This is a genomic window from Streptomyces cadmiisoli (genome assembly GCF_003261055.1).
GTDB lineage: Bacteria > Actinomycetota > Actinomycetes > Streptomycetales > Streptomycetaceae > Streptomyces > Streptomyces cadmiisoli.
The window spans coordinates 4,915,914-4,933,797 of record NZ_CP030073.1 but is presented as its reverse complement, the minus strand read 5'-3'; the positions used below and the strand labels follow the sequence as shown (position 1 = coordinate 4,933,797).

Annotated in this window: 17 protein-coding genes and 1 pseudogene; 7 read left to right on the top strand and 11 right to left on the bottom strand. The window is 72.1% G+C overall.

Annotated elements, in window-relative coordinates:
- Positions 1-2: 2 nt before the first annotated feature.
- Complete coding sequence (locus DN051_RS21415; RefSeq protein ID WP_079001022.1) at positions 3-500, bottom strand: DUF2000 domain-containing protein; 498 nt, start codon at positions 498-500, stop codon at positions 3-5.
- Here DN051_RS21415 and DN051_RS21410 point away from each other — a divergent pair.
- Positions 499-1,305 carry a helix-turn-helix transcriptional regulator gene (locus tag DN051_RS21410; protein ID WP_053759711.1) on the top strand — a complete coding sequence of 269 codons (807 nt, stop codon included), beginning with the start codon at positions 499-501 and terminating at the stop codon, positions 1,303-1,305. The two genes, DN051_RS21415 and DN051_RS21410, sit on opposite strands and share 2 nt — an antisense overlap.
- Here the strand turns inward: DN051_RS21410 and DN051_RS21405 are convergent.
- The 3 genes from DN051_RS21405 to mshA all read right to left on the bottom strand — a co-directional run bounded on the left by DN051_RS21405 (position 1,284) and on the right by mshA (position 5,046).
- Positions 1,284-2,987, bottom strand: a complete 1,704-nt coding sequence (locus DN051_RS21405; protein WP_112439312.1) for a glycosyl hydrolase family 28-related protein — start codon at positions 2,985-2,987, stop codon at positions 1,284-1,286. The genes DN051_RS21410 and DN051_RS21405 overlap by 22 nt on opposite strands.
- A gap of 206 nt (positions 2,988-3,193) precedes the next feature.
- The gene (locus tag DN051_RS21400; RefSeq protein ID WP_053759709.1) at positions 3,194-3,697 is read right to left on the bottom strand and encodes a type III secretion system chaperone family protein; all 504 of its coding nucleotides are present in this window, start codon (positions 3,695-3,697) and stop codon (positions 3,194-3,196) included.
- 14 nt (positions 3,698-3,711) lie between these two features.
- Entirely contained in the window at positions 3,712-5,046 is a 1,335-nt protein-coding gene (mshA, locus tag DN051_RS21395) for a D-inositol-3-phosphate glycosyltransferase (protein WP_053759708.1), read from the bottom strand.
- Positions 5,047-5,576: 530 nt separating this feature from the next.
- Here mshA and DN051_RS21390 point away from each other — a divergent pair.
- The 3 genes from DN051_RS21390 to DN051_RS21380 all read left to right on the top strand — a co-directional run bounded on the left by DN051_RS21390 (position 5,577) and on the right by DN051_RS21380 (position 9,394).
- Positions 5,577-6,395 (top strand): class I SAM-dependent methyltransferase, encoded by an 819-nt coding sequence (locus DN051_RS21390; protein WP_199314629.1) that lies wholly within the window; start codon positions 5,577-5,579, stop codon positions 6,393-6,395.
- 222 nt (positions 6,396-6,617) lie between these two features.
- Positions 6,618-7,697: a C40 family peptidase gene (locus DN051_RS21385; protein ID WP_053759706.1), complete on the top strand. Its 1,080-nt coding sequence runs from the start codon at positions 6,618-6,620 to the stop codon at positions 7,695-7,697.
- A 287-nt stretch (positions 7,698-7,984) separates the two neighbouring features.
- On the top strand, positions 7,985-9,394 hold the full coding sequence (locus tag DN051_RS21380; RefSeq protein ID WP_162624974.1) for a PP2C family protein-serine/threonine phosphatase: 1,410 nt from the start codon (positions 7,985-7,987) through the stop codon (positions 9,392-9,394).
- Between the two features lie 121 nt (positions 9,395-9,515).
- On the opposite strand, the gene DN051_RS21375 is transcribed toward DN051_RS21380, so the two are convergent.
- The 3 genes from DN051_RS21375 to DN051_RS21365 all read right to left on the bottom strand — a co-directional run bounded on the left by DN051_RS21375 (position 9,516) and on the right by DN051_RS21365 (position 11,291).
- Positions 9,516-9,848, bottom strand: coding sequence for a DUF2516 family protein (locus tag DN051_RS21375; RefSeq protein ID WP_079001020.1), 333 nt, complete (start codon positions 9,846-9,848; stop codon positions 9,516-9,518).
- A 167-nt stretch (positions 9,849-10,015) separates the two neighbouring features.
- The gene (locus tag DN051_RS21370; protein ID WP_112439310.1) at positions 10,016-10,669 is read right to left on the bottom strand and encodes a hypothetical protein; all 654 of its coding nucleotides are present in this window, start codon (positions 10,667-10,669) and stop codon (positions 10,016-10,018) included.
- Between the two features lie 79 nt (positions 10,670-10,748).
- Positions 10,749-11,291 (bottom strand): helix-turn-helix domain-containing protein, encoded by a 543-nt coding sequence (locus DN051_RS21365; RefSeq protein WP_053759702.1) that lies wholly within the window; start codon positions 11,289-11,291, stop codon positions 10,749-10,751.
- 120 nt (positions 11,292-11,411) lie between these two features.
- Here DN051_RS21365 and DN051_RS21360 point away from each other — a divergent pair, with 120 nt between their 5' ends.
- A complete protein-coding gene (locus tag DN051_RS21360) occupies positions 11,412-12,320 on the top strand; it encodes an aminoglycoside phosphotransferase family protein (RefSeq protein WP_112439309.1) in 909 nt (302 codons plus the stop codon).
- A 291-nt stretch (positions 12,321-12,611) separates the two neighbouring features.
- Here DN051_RS21360 and DN051_RS21355 read toward each other — a convergent pair.
- Positions 12,612-12,953: pseudogene (locus tag DN051_RS21355) on the bottom strand (winged helix-turn-helix transcriptional regulator); the annotation flags it as partial.
- 166 nt (positions 12,954-13,119) lie between these two features.
- On the opposite strand from DN051_RS21355, the gene DN051_RS21350 reads away from it, so the two are divergent.
- Complete coding sequence (locus DN051_RS21350) at positions 13,120-14,007, top strand: NAD(P)-dependent oxidoreductase (RefSeq protein ID WP_112439307.1); 888 nt, start codon at positions 13,120-13,122, stop codon at positions 14,005-14,007.
- Positions 14,008-14,017: 10 nt separating this feature from the next.
- Here the strand turns inward: DN051_RS21350 and DN051_RS21345 are convergent, their stop codons facing one another.
- On the bottom strand, positions 14,018-14,497 hold the full coding sequence (locus tag DN051_RS21345) for an HAD domain-containing protein (protein WP_053759698.1): 480 nt from the start codon (positions 14,495-14,497) through the stop codon (positions 14,018-14,020).
- A gap of 182 nt (positions 14,498-14,679) precedes the next feature.
- Between DN051_RS21345 and DN051_RS21340 the strand changes: the two genes are divergently transcribed.
- Positions 14,680-15,534 carry a nitroreductase/quinone reductase family protein gene (locus DN051_RS21340; protein ID WP_053759697.1) on the top strand — a complete coding sequence of 285 codons (855 nt, stop codon included), beginning with the start codon at positions 14,680-14,682 and terminating at the stop codon, positions 15,532-15,534.
- 42 nt (positions 15,535-15,576) lie between these two features.
- On the opposite strand, the gene DN051_RS21335 is transcribed toward DN051_RS21340, so the two are convergent.
- Complete coding sequence (locus DN051_RS21335; protein ID WP_053759696.1) at positions 15,577-16,623, bottom strand: phosphotransferase; 1,047 nt, start codon at positions 16,621-16,623, stop codon at positions 15,577-15,579.
- 150 nt (positions 16,624-16,773) lie between these two features.
- On the bottom strand, positions 16,774-17,880 hold the full coding sequence (locus tag DN051_RS21330; RefSeq protein ID WP_112439306.1) for an aminoglycoside phosphotransferase family protein: 1,107 nt from the start codon (positions 17,878-17,880) through the stop codon (positions 16,774-16,776).
- Positions 17,881-17,884: the final 4 nt, after the last annotated feature.

The following is a 17,884-nucleotide window of genomic DNA, read 5'->3' as shown; positions in this document are numbered from 1 at the left end:
CCTCACGGGTGCATCCGCGCGCCCTTGAGTGCCTTGTCCACGGCGTTGCGCGGCCCGTACACCGCGAGCCCCACCAGATCCAGTTCCGCCGTCGGCACGGCCCGGACGGCGGCGCGGTTGTCGCGGTCGTTGCCGGTGCTGAAGAGGTCCGAGGTGAAGACGGCGCGCGGCAGGGCCCGGGACAGCACGCGCGCGTGGGCCGCGGTGAGGATCTCCTTGGAGCCCTCGAAGACCAGGACCGGCTGGCGGAACATCGGCAGACAGGGCACACCGTCGGCGTCCTCGTACGTCTCGCCGATCACCTCGGGGACCGTCGCGCCGAGGCCGCTGACCAGGAACGCGGTGACATTGAGCCGCTGCCAGGTCTCCAGGTCCTCGCGCAGCAGGACGGCGATCTTGGTGTCGAAGCGGACGGGTGCGGTGGGCGCGGTGGCGGGGTCGGTGCTCATGGCACGACTCTGGCGGCCGTCGCGGTGCGGGGTCTTGTACGTTCTTTGCATGGCCCCGTCGCGGAACGACACCGCCGTCTCCGCCTGGCGCCCCTCGGTCCCGGGCGTGGTGGAGGTCTTCCACGCGCACTTCACCGAGTACGCCTACCCGATGCACGTCCACGAGGCGTGGACGCTGCTGATCGTCGACGACGGCGCGGTGCGCTACGACCTGGAGCGCCACCAGCACGGCACCCCGCTCGACACGGTGTCCCTGCTGCCGCCGCACGTCCCGCACAACGGCGCCCCGGCCACCCCGCTCGGTTTCCGCAAGCGGGTCGTCTACCTCGACTCCTCCCGGCTCTCCGACGACCTGATCGGAGCCGCCGTCGACACGCCCGACCTGCGCGACCCGCTGCTGCGGCACCGCGTCGGGCAGTTGCACACCGCGCTCGCGCGGCCCGGTGAGGAACTGGAGGCGGAGAGCAGGCTGACGTTCGTCGCCGAGCGGCTGGTACGGCGGCTTCGGCCGCGGCCGGCCGCCACCGCCCGGCCGGACGGCCCGGCGCCGGCCCGCCGGCTGCGCGAACTCCTCGACGAGCGGACCGTCGAGGGCCTGTCGCTGGAGGAGGCCGGACGCCTCCTCGACGCGCATCCGGCCCATCTCGTACGGGCGTTCAGCGGCGCGTACGGCATCGCGCCGCACCAGTACCTGAACTCCCGCCGCGTCGAGCGTGCCCGCGGGCTGCTGCTCGCCGGGGCGCGTCCGGCGGAGGCCGCCGTCGGCACCGGCTTCTACGACCAGGCCCATCTCACCCGCCATTTCCGGCGACTGGTGGGAGTGACGCCGGGCCGCTACCGGTCCAGCTCGCGCTGAGCGTCGTACAGGTTGCGTGGCCGTACCACGTCCGTGGTGCCGTAGAGCTCCAGGCGGGATCGCAGGTCGCCGCTGAAGTCGGGGACGTCGATCTGGTCGAACTCGCGGACCTCGTTGATGCCTACCGTGGCGCTGTGCGGCGCCAGTCGGTCGATCTTCATCAGGCCGGCCCGGCCGTTGGTGACGCGGATGTTCCAGTGGGTGAAGCGGCCGCCGAAGAGTGGCCCGGCACTGGCGTCACCGCCGTGCCGGCCGTTGTTCTCGACGGTGATGTCGGTGCGCACGTTGGCGAACGGCAGTCCGCGGTGGCTGTCGAAGGTTCCCATCTCCATCACACCGCGCGACCAGACGTTGTACGACGACAGGCCCTCGACGTTGATGCCGTGCAGCTGGGTGCCGGACGGGGCCGGGGTGGTGCGCCGCCCGATCGTGAAGTCCTCGATCAGGTTGTCGTGCGAGCCCTCGCGGCAGAAGTAGGGGTGGTGCGAGCCGCGGCCCTCGACCCGGGTGCGGCGCAGGGTGCAGGCGGAGGCGGCGACCAGGCCGAAGCCGTTGTCGGCGTGACGGACCGTCACGTCGTCGACCCAGCAGTCGTAGGCGCACTGGAGGGTGACGCCGTTGTAGCCCTTGTCCAGGAGGTGGGGCTGCTGCGGGGTCTCGACCGCCTCCAGGGTGAGCCCTTCGACGCCGGAATCGGACAACTCCGGTACGTGCGTGGTCAGGCGGGGGTCCCACTCCGGCCGTACGTCGAGCGGCAGGGGGCGTTCGAGGGTGATCCGGCGGCCCTGGACGCGGGTGACGCGGACCGGCCATTCGTAGGGGACGTAGGAGTTCAGCTTCGTCTTGTCGTCCCAGAAGTACGCCTCGGGGCCGGGGCCGCCGCCGCTCATGTGCTCCAGCAGGGTGTGGCCGGGGTCGTCGGCCAGCCGGAGCAGGACCAGCGCGCCGGGGCGCAGTCGGGCCGCGTCGGCCACCGTGATCGTCCACGAGCCCTGGCGGGCGGCCTCGACCGTGGTGAGGGTGCGCCATTCGTCGCGCCGGTTGCCCGTCCAGCCCTCGAACGGCCAGTCCTCGGCCCTGATCGCCGCGACCAGTGACTCCCAGCGGGCCGCGGGCGCCAGCCAGATCAGGCCGCCGGCCCAGGACCAGGACGACTTGTCGCCGCCGTAGCGGGAGCCGTAGGCGCCGATCAGCTCGGTGAGGTGCTTCGTGGCGTACAGGGTCGTACGGGCGCTGCCCGCGCCGCGCAGGACGACGCCGGAGTGCCCGACCCGGATGACGTCGTCGATACGGAAGGTGCCGGGCGGGATGGTGACCGTGCCGCCGCCGGCCCTTCCGGCGGCGGCGACGGCACGGTTGATCGCGGGGGCGGCGTCGGTGGTGCCGTCCGGCACGGCGCCGAAGTCGCGTACGTCGAGGACGACACGGCGGCGCGGCCGGCGGCGCGCTCCGCCCCGGCAGCCGGCCCGTCCGATGTACGGGATCTGCGGGTGGGTGAACGGTGAGCGGGTGAACTCGTGCCAGACGGTCGGCACTTGGGCTCCGGGCGCGGCGCCTGTACCCGCGCCCGTGCTCGCCGCCGCCGTCGTCACCGTCGCGGCCGTCGCCGTGGTGCCGGCCGCGACGGTGACGACGCCGGCGAGCAGGGTCCGTCTGGTGATGCCGCTGTACGCGTTGCCCATGTCCGCACGCCCTTCCCAGGAAGATGTTCCAGGATGTGAACGATGTTCATAGTTGCGTCGGCGGTGAGCATGTCACGACCTGCGCCGGGCACGGAAGGGGTCGCACGGGGGTTATTGGTACGGACCGGAGAACGGCCCTGCGGCACAGGGATCGGCGGCTTGCGGTCCGACGAAGACGGCGAACCGGTGGACCGGTGGACGCGTGATCAGTCGGCCGATTGCCGAGTCAGATGAGTGAACGCGTCCAGATTGCGGGTCGATTCGCCGCGGGAGACGCGCCAGGCGTACTCCTTGCGGATCGCGGAGGCGAATCCGAGCTCCAGCAGCGTGTTGAAGCTGCCGTCGGCCGCTTCGAGGACCTGGCCGAGCAGCCGGTCGACCTCGTCGGCCGTGACGGCGGCCAGCGGCAGTTTGCCGGCGACGTAGATGTCGCCGAGCGGGTCGACCGCGTAACTCACGCCGTACAGCTTGAGGTTGCGCTCCAGGAGCCAGCGGTGGACACCGGCGTCGTTCTCGTCGGGGTGGCGGATCACGAAGGCGTTCAGGGAGAGCGAGTGGCGGCCGACGATCAGGGAGACCGTCGTCGACAGCTTGCGGGTGCCGGGGAGCTTGACGACGTAGTGGCCGGGCCCGGGGCTCTCCCATTCGATCCCGGCGTCCTCGAGCACGTCCTCGATGACCTGTGCCGCCCGCCGCTCCGCTTCCGCCATGGTGGGAGCGTACGTCAGCCGACGCGGGCGCGACGGCGGTGGGCGTGCAGCGCCGCCGTGTAGACCTCGGCGGTGGCGGCGGCCGAGGCGTCCCAGCCGAACGAACGGGCGTGCAGGGCGGCGGCGGCGCCCATCCGGGCGGACATCTGCCCGTCGTCGGCGAAACGCCGCAGCACGCGCGCGTACGCCACCGGGTCGTGCCCGTCGACCAGGAACCCGGTCTGCTCGTGGCGTACGGCCACCGGGAGCCCGCCCACCGCGGCGGCCAGCACCGGCGTACCGGCCGCCTGCGCCTCTATGGCGACCAGGCCGAACGACTCGCTGTACGACGGCACGACCAGGACGCTCGCGGCCCGGAACCAGTCGGCGAGGCCGTCCTGCTCCACCGGCGGACGGAACCGGACCACATCGGCGATACCGAGCCGCGCGGCCAGCTTCTGGAGGCCCTCCGGCTTGGCGAGGCCGCTGCCGCTCGGGCCGCCCACGACCGGCACGACCGTCTTCGAGCGCAGGTCGGGCCGCTCGTCGAGCAGCACGCCCACCGCGCGCAGCAGCACGTCAGGGGCCTTGAGGGGCTGGATACGGCCGGCGAACAGCGGGATCAGGGCGTCCTGCGGGAGGCCCAGGCGGGCGCGGGCGGCGGCGCGGCCGTCGCCCGGGTGGAAGCGGTCCAGGTTCACGCCCGGGTGCACCACGGCGACCTTGGCGTGGCCCGCGGCGTAGTGCCGTACGAGCTGGTCGGCCTCCTCGGCGGTGTTGGCGATCAGCCGGTCCGCCGCGGCGACGATCTGGGTCTCGCCGATCACGCGGGCGGCGGGCTCGGGGGTGTCGCCGTCGGCGAGGTTGGCGTTCTTGACCTTGGCCATGGTGTGCATGGCGTGCACCAGGGGGACGCCCCAGCGCTGGGCGGCGAGCCAGCCGACGTGGCCGGAGAGCCAGTAGTGCGAGTGGACCAGGTCGTAGTAGCCGGGGCGGTGGCCGGCCCAGGCCTGCATCACCCCGTGCGTGAACGCGCACAGCTGCGCGGGGAGGTCCTCCTTGGCGAGACCCTCGTACGGGCCCGCGTCGACGTGCCGGACCAGGACGCCGGGGGCCAGCTCGACGGTGGGCGGGAGCGCCGCCGTGGTCGCGCGCGTGAAGATCTCGACCTCGATGTTGATCTCGGCGAGGCGCCGGGCCAGCTCCACGATGTAGACGTTCATGCCGCCGGCGTCGCCGGTGCCGGGCTGGTGGAGCGGTGAGGTGTGCACGGAGAGCATGGCCACCCGGCGCGGGCGGCGATGACCCAGCCGCAGGCGTGACGAGGCCGCCGGGGAGCGGCGACCGAGCCTGCTGACGTATTGGCTCACGTGCCGTTTCCTCCTTGCCGCGGGCACGCCTCGGAGAGGACGTGCGGGTCCTCGGTGGGAGCAACACCGGAAGGGCGCCGCTCCATTTCCGACCGGGGGGTTTTTGCCGAATCATTACCAGGAGTCGCTCAACCGTTCGAGGTGGGGCGGGACGGGTGGGCTCGGTCCCGGCCGTCGCGCCCCGGACGGCGTGCCCGGTCCGGGCTCCCGCGCGCGGGTGCCCGCGGACGTGCCCGCCGTACGGGTGTCCGCGCCGGAGGGACCGAACCCTCCGGTCCGGACAGAGCAGAGCCGGACGGAGCAGAGCCGGACGGGGCGGAACCGGACGGGGCAGGGCCGGGCCGCTGGGGGCCGGAGGCGCTCCGCGGGGCGGTCCGGTTGCGGGGCCGGGCCCGTGTCGCCGGTCACGAGGTCGCCGCCTGCGCCGAACAGACGTGGCGGGCCTGTCGTACCGGGCCCTGTGGGGCCCGTCACGAGGTCCGCGATCAGCGCCGGGCAGGGGTGGCGCGAGGGCCGCTTACCCTCGACCCATGACATCCCGCGCAGCGACCCGCCCCGTGGGAACGGTGACGCGCGGGACGACCAACCCCAACCGCCTGCGCCGCATGGACCGGTGGATCTCCGCGGCGCACGGCGCCGAACTCCGCCGTGCCGCCGACCCGGTCGCCGTCGACCTGGGCTACGGCGCCGCTCCCTGGACGGCGGTGGAACTGCTCACGCGTCTGCGCACATCGGCGCCACGCGCACGCGTGGTGGGCGTCGAGATCGACCCGGCCCGGGTGGCGGCGGCACGGCCGTACGAACGCGCGGGCCTGGTCTTCCGGCACGGCGGCTTCGAGGTGCCGCTTCCCCAGCGTCCGCACCTCATCCGGGCGGCCAACGTCCTGCGCCAGTACGACGAGTCGGAGGTCGCCGCCGTGTGGGCGCGGCTGTGCGCCCGGCTCGCGCCCGCCGACCCGGCGGCCGGAACGCGCGGCGGTCTGCTGGTCGAGGGCACCTGCGACGAGATCGGGCGGCGGCATGTGTGGGTCGCGCTGGGCCCGGAGGGCCCGCGCACCGTCACCTTCGCGACCCGGCTGGGTTCCCTGGAGCGCCCCTCCGACCTGGCGGAGCGCCTGCCGAAGGCCCTGATCCACCGCAACGTCCCCGGTGAACCGGTGCACAGCTTCCTGCGCGACTTCGACCGCGCCTGGGCGGCCGCCGCGCCCTACGCCTCGTACGGAGCCCGGCAGCGCTGGATCCGCTCCGTGCGGGACCTGGCCGCCGACTGGCCGGTGACGGACGGGCCGGCGCGCTGGCGTCAGGGCGAAGTCACCGTGCGCTGGGCGGCATTGGCACCCGGGATATGAGGACTCGCCCTTCTTCTCCCCACTCGGGTCCCTCTTTTCCCGCTCGAGCCCGGCTGCGCGGAACGATCTCGGTGAGTCGTTCGTCACAAAGTCGGGGAGATCGTCGTACGGCGAACGAAATGGGGGATGGAGTCACTGGCTCTGTCGTTTTGCGCCGTGACATGGCACGATCCCCCAGGCGTCCGTAAGTTACTGACGGTAAATCAGTTTGGGGGCACGGGTATGGCAAGGGGCAAGCGCAGCCTGATCGCGGCGGCCGTGACGGTGGTCTGCGCGGTCACCGTGCTGGCGGCACCCGGGACGGCCCTGGCGGCCCCGCATCCCACCCCGTCGCCCTCCGCGACCTCGTCGGCCCCGGTGTCCACCGCCGAACTGGAGGCCGTCCGCAAGAAGATCGACAAGCTCTACCGCGCGGCGGCCTCCGCCACGGACGCCTACAACGCGGCCGAGGAGAAGGCCGAGCACCAGTCGGCCGAGATCGTCGCCCTGGCCAAGAAGATCGTCGAGGGCAAGGAAAGGCTCAGGGAGTTGAAGCGCCGCGCGGGCGCCGCGGCCGCCGCGCAGTACCGCACCGGCGGCCTCCCGCCCGAGGCCCGGCTGATGCTGAGCGACGACCCGGGCGAGTTCCTGGAGGGCACCGGCCGCGTCCGCCAGGGCGAGCGCGCCACCCGGCACCTGCTGGACGAAATGACCCGCACCCAGCAGGACTTGGAGCTCTACGCCGCGGACGCCTCCACCCAGTGGAAGAAGCTGGAGGCGAACCGCAAGGCGAAGGCCGCCGCCCGCAAGAAGGTCGTGAAGCAGATCGACGCGGCCGAGAAGCTGGAGTCCCAGCTGGAGAAGGAGGAGCTGGAGCGCCTGGCGGAGCTGGAGGAACAGGCCGCGTACAAGGCGCAGACGACCTGGCTCGGCTCCGGCATCCTCGACGAACTCGACAGCACCGCCACGGCGCAGGGCAAGAAGGCGGTGAAGTTCGCGACGGCCCAGATCGGCAAGCCGTACGTGTGGGGAGCCGAGGGCCCCAAGGCTTACGACTGCTCCGGACTGACCTCACAGGCGTGGGTGGCGGCCGGCAGCGCGATCCCGCGCACGTCGCAGCAGCAGTGGAAGCAGTTGCGGCGCATCGACATCGAGGACATGCGCCCAGGCGACCTGATCATCTACTTCGACGACGCCAGCCACGTCGGGATGTACGTGGGCGACGGGGCGATGGTGCACGCCCCGCGGCCGGGCCGGAACATCACGATCGCGGGGGCCGGTTCGATGCCGATCCTGGGCGTCGTACGGCCGGACGCGGCCTGAGACACCCCCGCGCGGTGTCCGAAGCGCCCAATTCGTGAACTGGGCCACGTGATCCGCCCCACGCCGCCCGGAGATCAAACCGGGGGTGGACGTGACCTTCGTCATTCCGCTTCGGACGGCGCCCTGCCCAACTGCGGTACGGAACGCGGCATATGACAGTGGCGGCTTCCGGAGCGTCGTGCCTCACACCATTCCCCAGCGGCGCCGACACCCGCTATGGTCCCGGTCGGTGGGTCGAGGTCCCTCGCCCCGCCGTGCCCTCGGGGGGAGGGAAGGAACTCAGGACAATGCCCGTACCCGTACCGCGGCAGCGAGCTGTTCCAGCCGTGGAAACTGGTCAGGCGCAGGCCGCGCCCGCAGTCGGCGGCCATCCCGGTGTCCCCGGTGCCTCCGGCGCTGCTTCCGGCATATCCGATGCAGCCGGTGCATCCGGCACATCCGTTGCGTCCGGCGCAGAAACCCCGTACAAGGAGAAAACCACCGCGGACACCACCCGTACCGCCCTCGGCAGCGACACGACCAGCACCAATCTGACCCTGTTGCTGATCGAGGACGACCCCGGCGGCTCACCGATCGTGCCCGAACTGCTCGATCAGGCCGGCAAGCCGATCCGTGTCCGCACCGCCCGCAACCTCACCGAGGCCGAGCGGCTGCTCACCGACGACGTCCACTGCATCCTGCTGGACCTCGCGCTGTCCGCCCCGGGGCGGTCCGACGACCGCAACGACGAGCTGTCCGTGCTCCGTCACGTACTGAGGCTCGCGCCCCGGCACGCCGTCCTCGCGCTCACCGCCTCCGGTGACGCCGAGCGCGGCGCGGAAGCCGTGCGCGTGGGCGCCCAGGACTACCTCTTCCGCGACGAGCTGGACAGCCGCCTGCTGAGCCGGGCGATCCGGTACGCGGTGGAGAGGAAACGTTCCGACTCGGCCGAGCGGCGGCTCGCGGAGGGCCGGATGCGGGCCCAGGAGAACGCCCGCCTCGAACGCGGTCTGCTGCCCACCCCTCTCCTGGAGGGCTCCACGCTGCGCTTCGCCGCCCGCTACCGGCCCGGCCGCTCGCGCGCCCTGCTCGGCGGCGACTTCTACGACGTCGTGCGCACCCCGGACGGCACCGTGCACGCCATGATCGGCGACGTCTGCGGCCACGGCCCGGACGAGGCCGCGCTCGGCGTGGAGCTGCGGATCGCCTGGCGCGCCCTGACACTGGCGGGGCTGTGCGGCGACGAGCTGCTCGGCACGCTGCAACAGGTGCTGGAGCACGAGCGCTCGCACGAGGAGATCTTCGCGACGCTCTGCACGGTGGACATCGCACCGGACGGCCGACGCGCCGGCCTGTGCCTCGCGGGGCATCCGGCCCCGCTGGTCGCCCGCCCCGGCCGGCCCGCCCGGCTGCTGCCGTTCGACAACAACGGCCCCGCCCTCGGCCTGCTGCCGGGTGCCCGCTGGCCGCGGATGCAGGTGGAGCTGGGCCGGGAGTGGAGCCTGATGCTCTACACCGACGGTCTGATCGAGGGCCACACCGGCCGGGGCCGCGAGCGCCTCGGCCAGGACGGCATGGTGGACATGATCCGCCGCCAGCTCGACCAGGGACTGAGCGGCGAGGAACTGCTGCGGGCGGCGGTCAACGAGGTCCGCGAACTCAACGGCGGCGAGCTGGCGGACGACGTGGCCGTCCTGCTGCTGGACCGCATGCCCTGACCGGCACCGCTGCCGGACCGGATGCCCCGGATGCCCCGGCCCGACCGGCGCGAGCGGCCGGGCGCGGGGCCGGGCAGGTTCACCGGGCGGCGCGGGCCCACCGGGGGTCGGGCGGGTGCGGTCAGCGGCCGCCGTTGTACGGGCCGTACGGGCCGTCGCTGCTGGAGCCGCGGCGGCTGCGGCCGCCGCCCGGCAGACCGCGCAGGGCAGGTCGTACGTCGACCATGTACACGATGGTGGCGATGAGCCCGATGATCGGCAGGAACGACAGGATGTTGAAGATCAGGTTCACCACGAAGGCGAGCCCGAGGATGATCAGCCAGAACGGCTTGGACTGCTTGTCCGCCGCGCGGTAGGCGTCCTCCCGGCGCGTGGCCGCGTCGATCAGCGCGAAGCCGCTGAAAAGGATCAGGGCCATGCTCAGCAACCACATGAGCCCCGCGAACCCCTGCATCAGCACTACATCCACCACCCGACTCGGTCGTCCCTACGCGGTCACCGTACCCGCCACCGCAGGCCCGCTACCCGGAGAACGGGCCGGGCACTCCAGTAGTGCCCGACCCGTGACCCATCAGCCGTCCCGGCCGGCGACGTGACCGGGCGTGCGGAACCACTGCCGGGTCACTTGGCCGGCGGCGTGGTCTTCTTCGCCGTCGCCTTGCGGGCCGGGGCCTTCTTGGCGGCGGGCTTCTTCGCCGGGCCGGCCTCGGGCCCGGCCGCGGTACCGGTCCCGGCGGGCTTGTCCGCGCGGACCTCGACCGGCTCGGCCTTCGGCTCCACGACGATGGCCAGTTCCTCGATCTCCTCGGCCGCCTCGCCGCGCCAGGTCTTCACGGCCTGCTCGCCGTGCTCGGCGACCCTCTCGTAGGTCTCACGGGCCTTCACGGCGTACTCGGCGGCGACGCCGACGCCGCGCAGGGCGAGGTCCTGGGCGGACTCGCCGAGCTTCTTGAGGTCGGAGTCGATCGAGCCGCTGAGCTTCTTCAGGTCCGCGTCGAGGGAGCCGATGAACTCGTTGACCCTGTTCTGGAACGTCTCCTGCCGCTCCCGGACGCGGGCGCCGGCCTCCTTGGCGCGGGCGCTGGCCTTCTCCTGGACGGCCTTGGGGTCGGTGTTGCGTACGGCGTCGATACGGGCCGGGGCCTCGGCGCGCAGCTGCTCGACCAGGCCGGGCACCTTCCTGGCCTGCTGGAGGGCCAGGTCGGCGGTGCCGGCGGCGAAGTAGAGCGGCGTCGGGTCGCTGAGGGTCTTGCGCAGGTCGTCGGTGATGGCCATGGTGCTGGTCCTCCCGGTGGCTTTCTGTTGAGGGTTTCGGGTCCCGTGACCGGTCGGCCGGGCCGAGCGCTCCGCCCGGTCAGCCGGTCGACCGCCGCCGCGGGTCGGCTTCGCTGCCGTCGGCCGTGCGGGGGCCGCGTTCGGCGGTGCCGGCCTCCCCGGCCGTCCCGCCCTGGATCTCGCCGTCGTCGGCCTCGTCGTCCCGGACGCCGTCGTCCGGGACGGAGTCGCCCTGGGCGCCGTCTCCGTGATCCCTGTGGACCGGACCGCTCTCGAAGCCGTTCTCCTTGCGGAACGACTCGTACACCTGGAGCAGCACCTGCTTCTGCCGCTCGTTCAGCGTGGGGTCGGCGAGGATGACGGCGCGCGTCTCCACCTCGTCCCGGTCCCGTTCGGCGTCGAGGATGCCGGCTCGCACGTACAGCGTCTCGGCGGAGATCCGCAGCGCCTTGGCGACCTGCTGGAGCACCTCCGCGCTCGGCTTGCGCAGCCCGCGCTCGATCTGACTCAGGTACGGATTGGACACCCCGGCGGCGTCGGCGAGCTGCCTGAGCGACAGCTGCGCGTTGCGCCGCTGCTCGCGCAGATACTCACCGAGATTGCCGACGTTGAGCGTTGCCATGCCTCCACCTTGCATCGCCCTGCTAACAATTGCAAGCACCTTGCTTGCAAGAGTGCGCCGCGCCACCGCTCGCGCGCAAATCGCTGGCCTCCCGCTCCGCCCGGCGCCCAGACTTCCGGGGTGACGCTCCACGAGAACGAGATCCCCGCCGACGAGACGCTCGTCCGGTCCCTGCTGAAGGCACAGCGCCCGCGGTGGGCCGACCTGCCCTTGTCACCCGCGGGCGCGGGCACGGACAACACCATGTACCGGCTGGGCGACGACCTGCTGGTACGGCTCCCGCGGACCGCCGACACCGGACGGGCCGTACGCAAGGAGCAGGAGTGGCTTCCGCGTCTGGCACCCCGGCTGACCTGCCGGGTTCCCGAGCCCGTCCACGCCGGGACGCCCACCGCGGCCTTCCCGCACGCCTGGTCCGTCCACCGCTGGATCGACGGCGCCGAGGCCGGCCCGGACACCGTCCGGGACTGGGCCGCCTTCGGTACCGATCTCGCGGCGTTCGTGCGGGAACTCCACCACGTCGACCTCATGGGAGCGACCCGGGCAGATGCGCTCAGCTGGTACCGGGGAGGCACCCTGGGCCCGTGCGACGAGTGGGTCGGCAAGGCTCTCGCGGACTGCCGGTCCACCGTCGGACCCGCCCTCGACGTCGACACCCTGGAACGGCTGTGGCGCGATGCGCTCACACTGCCCGAACCCGCCGGAACCCACGTATGGCTCCACGGCGACCTCAAGCCGACCAACCTCCTGGTACGGGACGGCCGGCTGCACGCGGTCATCGACTTCGGCGCGCTCTCGCTCGGTTTCCCCGACGCCGAGCACGCCGCGCTCTGGGACCTGCCGCCCCTGGCCCGTGAGGCCTACCGGGACGCCATGAACCTCGACGACACGACCTGGCTCCGCGCCCGCGCCTGGGCCATCGCGGTGGGCGTCAGCGGGATCTCCTGCTACTGGCACACCTTCCCCGCGTTCGTCGCCGAGTGCCGCGCACGACTCCGGGCGATCCTCACGGATGCCGCGGGGCGGTGAAGCGGGGCGGTGAAGCGGGGCCGCGGTGTGGGGCCGCGGAGCCCGCGTACACCCACTTTTTTGTGCGTACTTGGCAGCGCCCGGCCTCGGGGGGAGGCTGATCTCAGGCGGCCGAAGGAACGCAGGGGGTGCCGAGGGGGTTCCTCCGGGGGTGTCGGGGAGTGAGGTGAGGCGCGTGCCGCTTCAGGAGGCGGACCGCACGGCCGGGGGTTCGGCCTCGGCCTCGGTCTCGGTCTCGGCCTCGGTCTCGGCCTCGGTCTCGGTCTCGGCCTCGGTCTCGGTCTCGGTCTCGGTCTCGGTCTCGGCGAGTCTGTCCAGGCGGCGGTGGCCCCAGTCGGACAGGGGCGCGAGGGCTTCGGAGAGTTCGCGGCCGAAGCCGGTCAGGGAGTAGACGGTCTTCGGAGGCAGTACGTCGTGCACCTCCCGGTGCACCAGACCGTCGGCCTCCATCTCGCGCAGTGCCTGCGTCAGCACCTTCTCGCTCAGGCCCGGCAGGCTGCGGCGCAGTTCCGCGGGGCGATGCGGCCCCGACTCCAGCAGCCACAGCAGCGCGGTCTTCCACTTGCCCTCGATCACGACGATCGCGGCGGTCACACCGCAGACGTTCAGGTCCCGGGCACGGCTGCGCGTCATCGTCGCCCCATTCGTCCGGTAATAGCAGGATTCATATCTGCACGTTCGCCATCTGTACGTCCACCATCCGCAGGTCCACCGACTGCGCTCCGACCGACCGCACGATCACCTTCCGCACGTCGACAGACCGCACGATCACCTTCCGCAAGACCAAGGAGAACGCATCATGTCCACGTACACGGACCAGTCTGCCGTCACCGTCCTCGGACTGGGCCCCATGGGCCAGGCCCTGGCCGCGGCCTTCCTGGACGCGGGTCTGCGCGTCGCCGTCTGGAACCGCACGCCGGGCCGGGACGGCGAACTCGTCTCCCGCGGCGCCGTCGGGGCGGGCTCGGCGGCGGAGGCGGTCGCCGCGAGCGGGCTGGTCGTGGTCTGCGTCGTGAACTACGACGCGTCGGACGACATCCTGCGCCAGGACGCCGTCGTCGACGCGCTCAAGGGACGTACCGTCGTCAATCTCAGCGCCGACACCCCGGAACGCGCGCGTGAGACGGGCGAGTGGGCGGCCCGGCACGGCGTTCGCTACCTGGACGGCGCGATCATGACGCCGACCACCACCATCGGCACGCCCGACGCCGTGTTCCTGTACAGCGGGTCGGAGGAGCTGTACCGCGAGCACCGTCCTGCGCTGGACGCCCTCGGCGGGACCCGGACCCACCTCGGCGAGGACATCGGCCGCGCCGCGGCGTACGACATCGCGCTGCTCGACATCTTCTGGACCGCGATGGCGGGCTACGCGCACGCCCTGGCGATGGCTCGGGCGGAGGGCATCACCGCGCGTGAGCTGGCACCCTTCGCGCAGGGCATCGGCGCGATCCTGCCGCCGCTGTTGGCGGAGTTCGCGGACGACGTCGACGACGGCACGTACTCCGGCGAACTCAACCCGATCACCTCCACGGTGTCCACGATGGCGCACGTCATCCACACCTCCGAGGCGCACGGCATCGACGCGGGCGTGATGCGCGCGGCCGAGGGGCAGGCCCGCCGGGCCATCGGACTGGGCCACGCGGCGGACGGCTACCTGCGGGTCGCGGAGCTGCTCGGCCGCCGCTGAACGGGCGGTGTCAGCCGCCGAGCCACTCCCCCACCGCCCCGAAGTCCGCCTGGGTGAGCCCGTACCGGTGGTCGACCCGGTGCAGCAGGGCCCGCTCGGGATGGTGGGCGTCCACCCAGGCCCGGTCGGCGGCGGTGATCTCGTCGTCCACCCATACGAAGGGGCGGCCGGCCGCCCAGGCGACGAGGGGCCGGGTCTTCCAGTGCAGCGCCCCCGGCCGCTCCCCCGCGTCCGGCCAGTCCACCACCGGCAGCGCGGGCAGCCCGAGCCAGGGCGCCACGCACGCGTTCGCGTCGTCGAGCCAGGTCGTGGCCCACACCATCTCGCAGTTCAGGGCGAGCAGCCGGGGGCCGAGCGTCGGGTCGATCCTGCTCAGCAGGGGGTGGTCGGCTCCCTCGGCGGTCAGCTCGAACGGCGTCTCGTACGCCGGGTAGGCGGCCGCCGCCCCGAACGGCAGCAGCGTCCCGTCGACATCCAGGAAGAGAAGCATCGCTCCTACGCTACTGTGACCGCATGACTGCCGGGTTTGCGGCCGAGAGCCGCGAGCGAGTTGGGTCCCCGGCCTCCGAGTGAGGCCGAGGCGGGCGAGAGGCCCGCCGTTCTTTCTCTGTACAGACGTCGCCCCTGTCCCAGAAGACCGACGACCTCCACAGAGCACAGAGAAAGAAGCGAATGCCCGACGACACCGTCAACGACTTCAACCGACGGATCATCGAAGAGTTCCGCGCCAACCGGGGCCGCGTCGGCGGCCCCTTCGAGGGCGCCCGGCTGATCCTGCTGACCACCACCGGCGCCCGTTCCGGCGCCCCGCGCACCACCCCCGTCGGCTACCTGCCCGACGGCGCCGACACCGTCCTGGTCATCGCCTCCGCGGGCGGCGCACCCAGACACCCCGCGTGGTACCACAACCTGCTCGCCCATCCCGAAGTGACCGTCGAGAGCGGCGCGTTCACGTACCGGGCGCGGGCCGAGGCGCTGGCGGGCGAGGAGCGCGACCGTGCGTTCGCGCGGGCCGTCGAGGCGGACCCGGGCTGGGCGGCGTACCAGGAGAAGACGCGCCGGGTGATACCCGTCGTGGCACTGCGGGAGATCCCGGCCGACGGGCCGCCGAACATCAACGCGGGCTCCATCGGAGAGGCGATCAAGGTCGTCCACGACGCGTTCCGGCGCGAACTCGCGCTGATCCGAACGGAAATGGGCGCGACCGGCGCCGGCGCCCCGCTCGGCGCGCAGTTGCGCGTCAACTGCCTCACCTTCTGCCACGGCCTGCACAACCACCACACCGGCGAGGACATCGCGCTGTTCCCGTTCCTGTCCGACCGGCATCCCGAGGCCGCCCCCGCGCTGGCACGGCTGCGCGAGGAGCACGAGCGCATCGCCGAACTGGTCGAGGACCTGCGCCGCGCGATCGACGACCCGGACCCGACCCTGGCCCGAGCCGAGGTGGAACGCCTGACGAAGGAACTGGAGGCACATCTGACGTACGAGGAGGAACAGTTGCTGCCTCTCCTGGAGACCGCCGGCTGACGGGCTGCGGGGCGCGACGGTCCTGGCCGTCGGCACCCGGCGTCACTCGCCGGGGAAGGGGCGGGCGGCCATCCACGCGGCGAGGATCCGCTCGATCTCGCCCTGGTCAGGCACCCGCCCCAGCCGCAGCGGCTCCTCCGCCGAAGCCAACGCCCGCCACACCGAGGCCTTCGCGGCGCCGAGGCTCTCCTCGTCCGCCGGATCGCTCAGCGCCTGCACGGCACGCATCACGTCCGGATAGACGGACTGCGCCCGCTCGAACGCGACGTAGTGCCGCAGATCCTGGCCCAGCCCTTCCACCGCGGCCGGACGGACCGCCGTCATGGCCTGCGCCCACGCGTCGACGACCTCGCCCCACTGCTGTTCGGGGTACCTCATCCGTACGAGGTGGGTCGCGAGGTCGTGCAGGGGGTCGCCGTAGGTGGCCAGTTCCCAGTCGACGCAGATCAGTGGCGGTTCACCGTTGTAGGACAGGATCAGGTTGTCGCGGTGGACATCGGCGTGCAGCAGGCTGAAGGGGCGGCGCGTCATGGCGGGCACTCGCTCCGCCAGCCGGGCCAGAGCGTCCTCGGGTATGCCGAGCGCAGCGAACAACGTCCCGAACCGTGCCCGGTTCGGTTGCCGGATCTGCCGGTCGGCCAGCCACGCGAGCACCCGCAGAAAGTCCCGGCTGTCCCCGTGGTCGCGCGGCCAGATGTCCGGCAGCGGGGGCAGCATGTGCTCCGGCACCTGCACCATCCCGGCGAGCAGTCCGGCGACAGCTCCGACCAGCCGCGCGTCGACCCGGATGTCGTTGCCGCACACACTGGAGAGGGGAATGCCCGCGACGTAGCTGTGGACGGCGAAGCCCTCGCCGGCGAACAACCGCCGCGGAACGTGCGGCATCCGTTGAATGGCGTCGAGGATCTGTCCTTCGTCGAACCAGGTCCTGATCACCACCGGCAGCGCTCCCTCGCGCGGGACGCGCACCGTCACCGGCGTGCCCGCCCGGCAGCCGAGCAGGGTCGCCGCGCCGGAGGTCGCGGAAGCCACGTAGTTGTGGTTGTGATGCCCGCTGCTCACGTTTCCCGCCGCGGCGGCCTCCGTCACGAGTTCCCTGAAGACGTGGGGCAGATCTCGGACGGCGGTACCCCCGGGCAGGAAACGAGGAAGATGAGGGGCACCCACCGGCCGCTCCTGACGTCGCGCGAAGGACGGACGAAGCACACCATACGACCACGGTGCCGCAGCGGTGTCGGGTCAGCCGGAAAGGCCCCCGCCGCTGCCCGGCCCGTGCGTGAGGCACCAGCGCTCCAGTGCCTTTCCGATACGGCCGGGCTCCGGCACCGAGTCGAGCCCCAACGACACCGCGGCCTCGGCCAGGACGCCGTTCAGTCGGCGTCCGGCCGCGTCGAGCCGCCACCGGCCGGCAACCGGTGCGGCAGGCAGCGACAGGGCCTCCCGGATCACATCGGTGAAGACGGACTGGGCCCTCTTGTAGTCGAGAAGGAGCTTCAGATCGTGCCGCCAGCCGTTCGAACTGCCCTCACGAACGGCTTCGACGGTCGTGGCCCACTCTTCCGCGACCTCATGTGCCTGACCCTCCGGGTACCGCATCAGATACAGGTGCGTGGCAAGGTCGTACAGCGGATCGCCGAACATCGCCAGTTCCCAGTCGATCGCCCACAGGGCACCTTCTCCGTCGACGATGAAATTCTCCCGATGCAGGTCGGCATGGAGCAGGCAGAAGGGTCTTTCCCGCAGGCCCGACACGTGTTTCCGGAGCTTTTTGAAGGCGTCACCGTCGATGCCGAGTTCTCCGAAGAGTTCCTCGAACTCTCGCGCATTCTTCCGGTAGACACTCTCCTCGGCAAAGCTGACGAGCCGCTCCAGGAATCCGTCGGTGTCCCGGTTCTCCGGCCGGTCGTCGGATTTACATCGCCGTTTGATGAGCAGAGTCTCCGGAGTCACCGCGACCGTCTGCCGGAAAAGTTCCAGAATCTGTCGCGTCTGATGGCCCGGAAGTCGCTGCCCGGGCTTCCAGTACAGCCCGAGGGTCTCGCCCTCGATGAACCTCTGCAGGCGCAGTCCGCCGAATTCGCGCACGTCCGGGATGCCGGTGATCCGCCCGCTGAGGGCAGTCAGCAGTTCCTCCTCCGAGGCAAAGCACCGGCGGTCGAACCAGAGCAGTCCGGGGCGCGGCTCCCGGCACTTCCACTGCGCCGGCGGGCCCTGCTCCTCCCGCTCGGCGAGGGGAAAAACATAAGTCTCGTGGTGGTAGCCCCGCAGCGGCCCCCAGACCGCGCCCGCGTCGCCGCCGGCCTCGACCGCGCGGCGCCGGGTGACGGAAGCCGATTCGACTGACATGGGC

What these genes read in the sequence shown, in the direction of transcription:
- DN051_RS21390 (WP_199314629.1), top strand. Translation starts at nt 5,577, where the DNA reads ATGACATCCCGCGCAGCGACCCGCCCCGTGGGAACGGTGACGCGCGGG.
- DN051_RS21380 (WP_162624974.1), top strand. Translation starts at nt 7,985, where the DNA reads ATGCCCGTACCCGTACCGCGGCAGCGAGCTGTTCCAGCCGTGGAAACT.
- DN051_RS21400 (WP_053759709.1), bottom strand. Translation starts at nt 3,697, where the DNA reads ATGGCGGAAGCGGAGCGGCGGGCGGCACAGGTCATCGAGGACGTGCTC.
- DN051_RS21385 (WP_053759706.1), top strand. Translation starts at nt 6,618, where the DNA reads ATGGCAAGGGGCAAGCGCAGCCTGATCGCGGCGGCCGTGACGGTGGTC.
- DN051_RS21340 (WP_053759697.1), top strand. Translation starts at nt 14,680, where the DNA reads ATGCCCGACGACACCGTCAACGACTTCAACCGACGGATCATCGAAGAG.
- DN051_RS21415 (WP_079001022.1), bottom strand. Translation starts at nt 500, where the DNA reads ATGCAAAGAACGTACAAGACCCCGCACCGCGACGGCCGCCAGAGTCGT.
- DN051_RS21405 (WP_112439312.1), bottom strand. Translation starts at nt 2,987, where the DNA reads ATGGGCAACGCGTACAGCGGCATCACCAGACGGACCCTGCTCGCCGGC.
- DN051_RS21350 (WP_112439307.1), top strand. Translation starts at nt 13,120, where the DNA reads ATGTCCACGTACACGGACCAGTCTGCCGTCACCGTCCTCGGACTGGGC.
- DN051_RS21330 (WP_112439306.1), bottom strand. Translation starts at nt 17,880, where the DNA reads ATGTCAGTCGAATCGGCTTCCGTCACCCGGCGCCGCGCGGTCGAGGCC.
- DN051_RS21410 (WP_053759711.1), top strand. Translation starts at nt 499, where the DNA reads ATGGCCCCGTCGCGGAACGACACCGCCGTCTCCGCCTGGCGCCCCTCG.
- DN051_RS21375 (WP_079001020.1), bottom strand. Translation starts at nt 9,848, where the DNA reads ATGCAGGGGTTCGCGGGGCTCATGTGGTTGCTGAGCATGGCCCTGATC.
- DN051_RS21370 (WP_112439310.1), bottom strand. Translation starts at nt 10,669, where the DNA reads ATGGCCATCACCGACGACCTGCGCAAGACCCTCAGCGACCCGACGCCG.
- DN051_RS21365 (WP_053759702.1), bottom strand. Translation starts at nt 11,291, where the DNA reads ATGGCAACGCTCAACGTCGGCAATCTCGGTGAGTATCTGCGCGAGCAG.
- DN051_RS21345 (WP_053759698.1), bottom strand. Translation starts at nt 14,497, where the DNA reads ATGCTTCTCTTCCTGGATGTCGACGGGACGCTGCTGCCGTTCGGGGCG.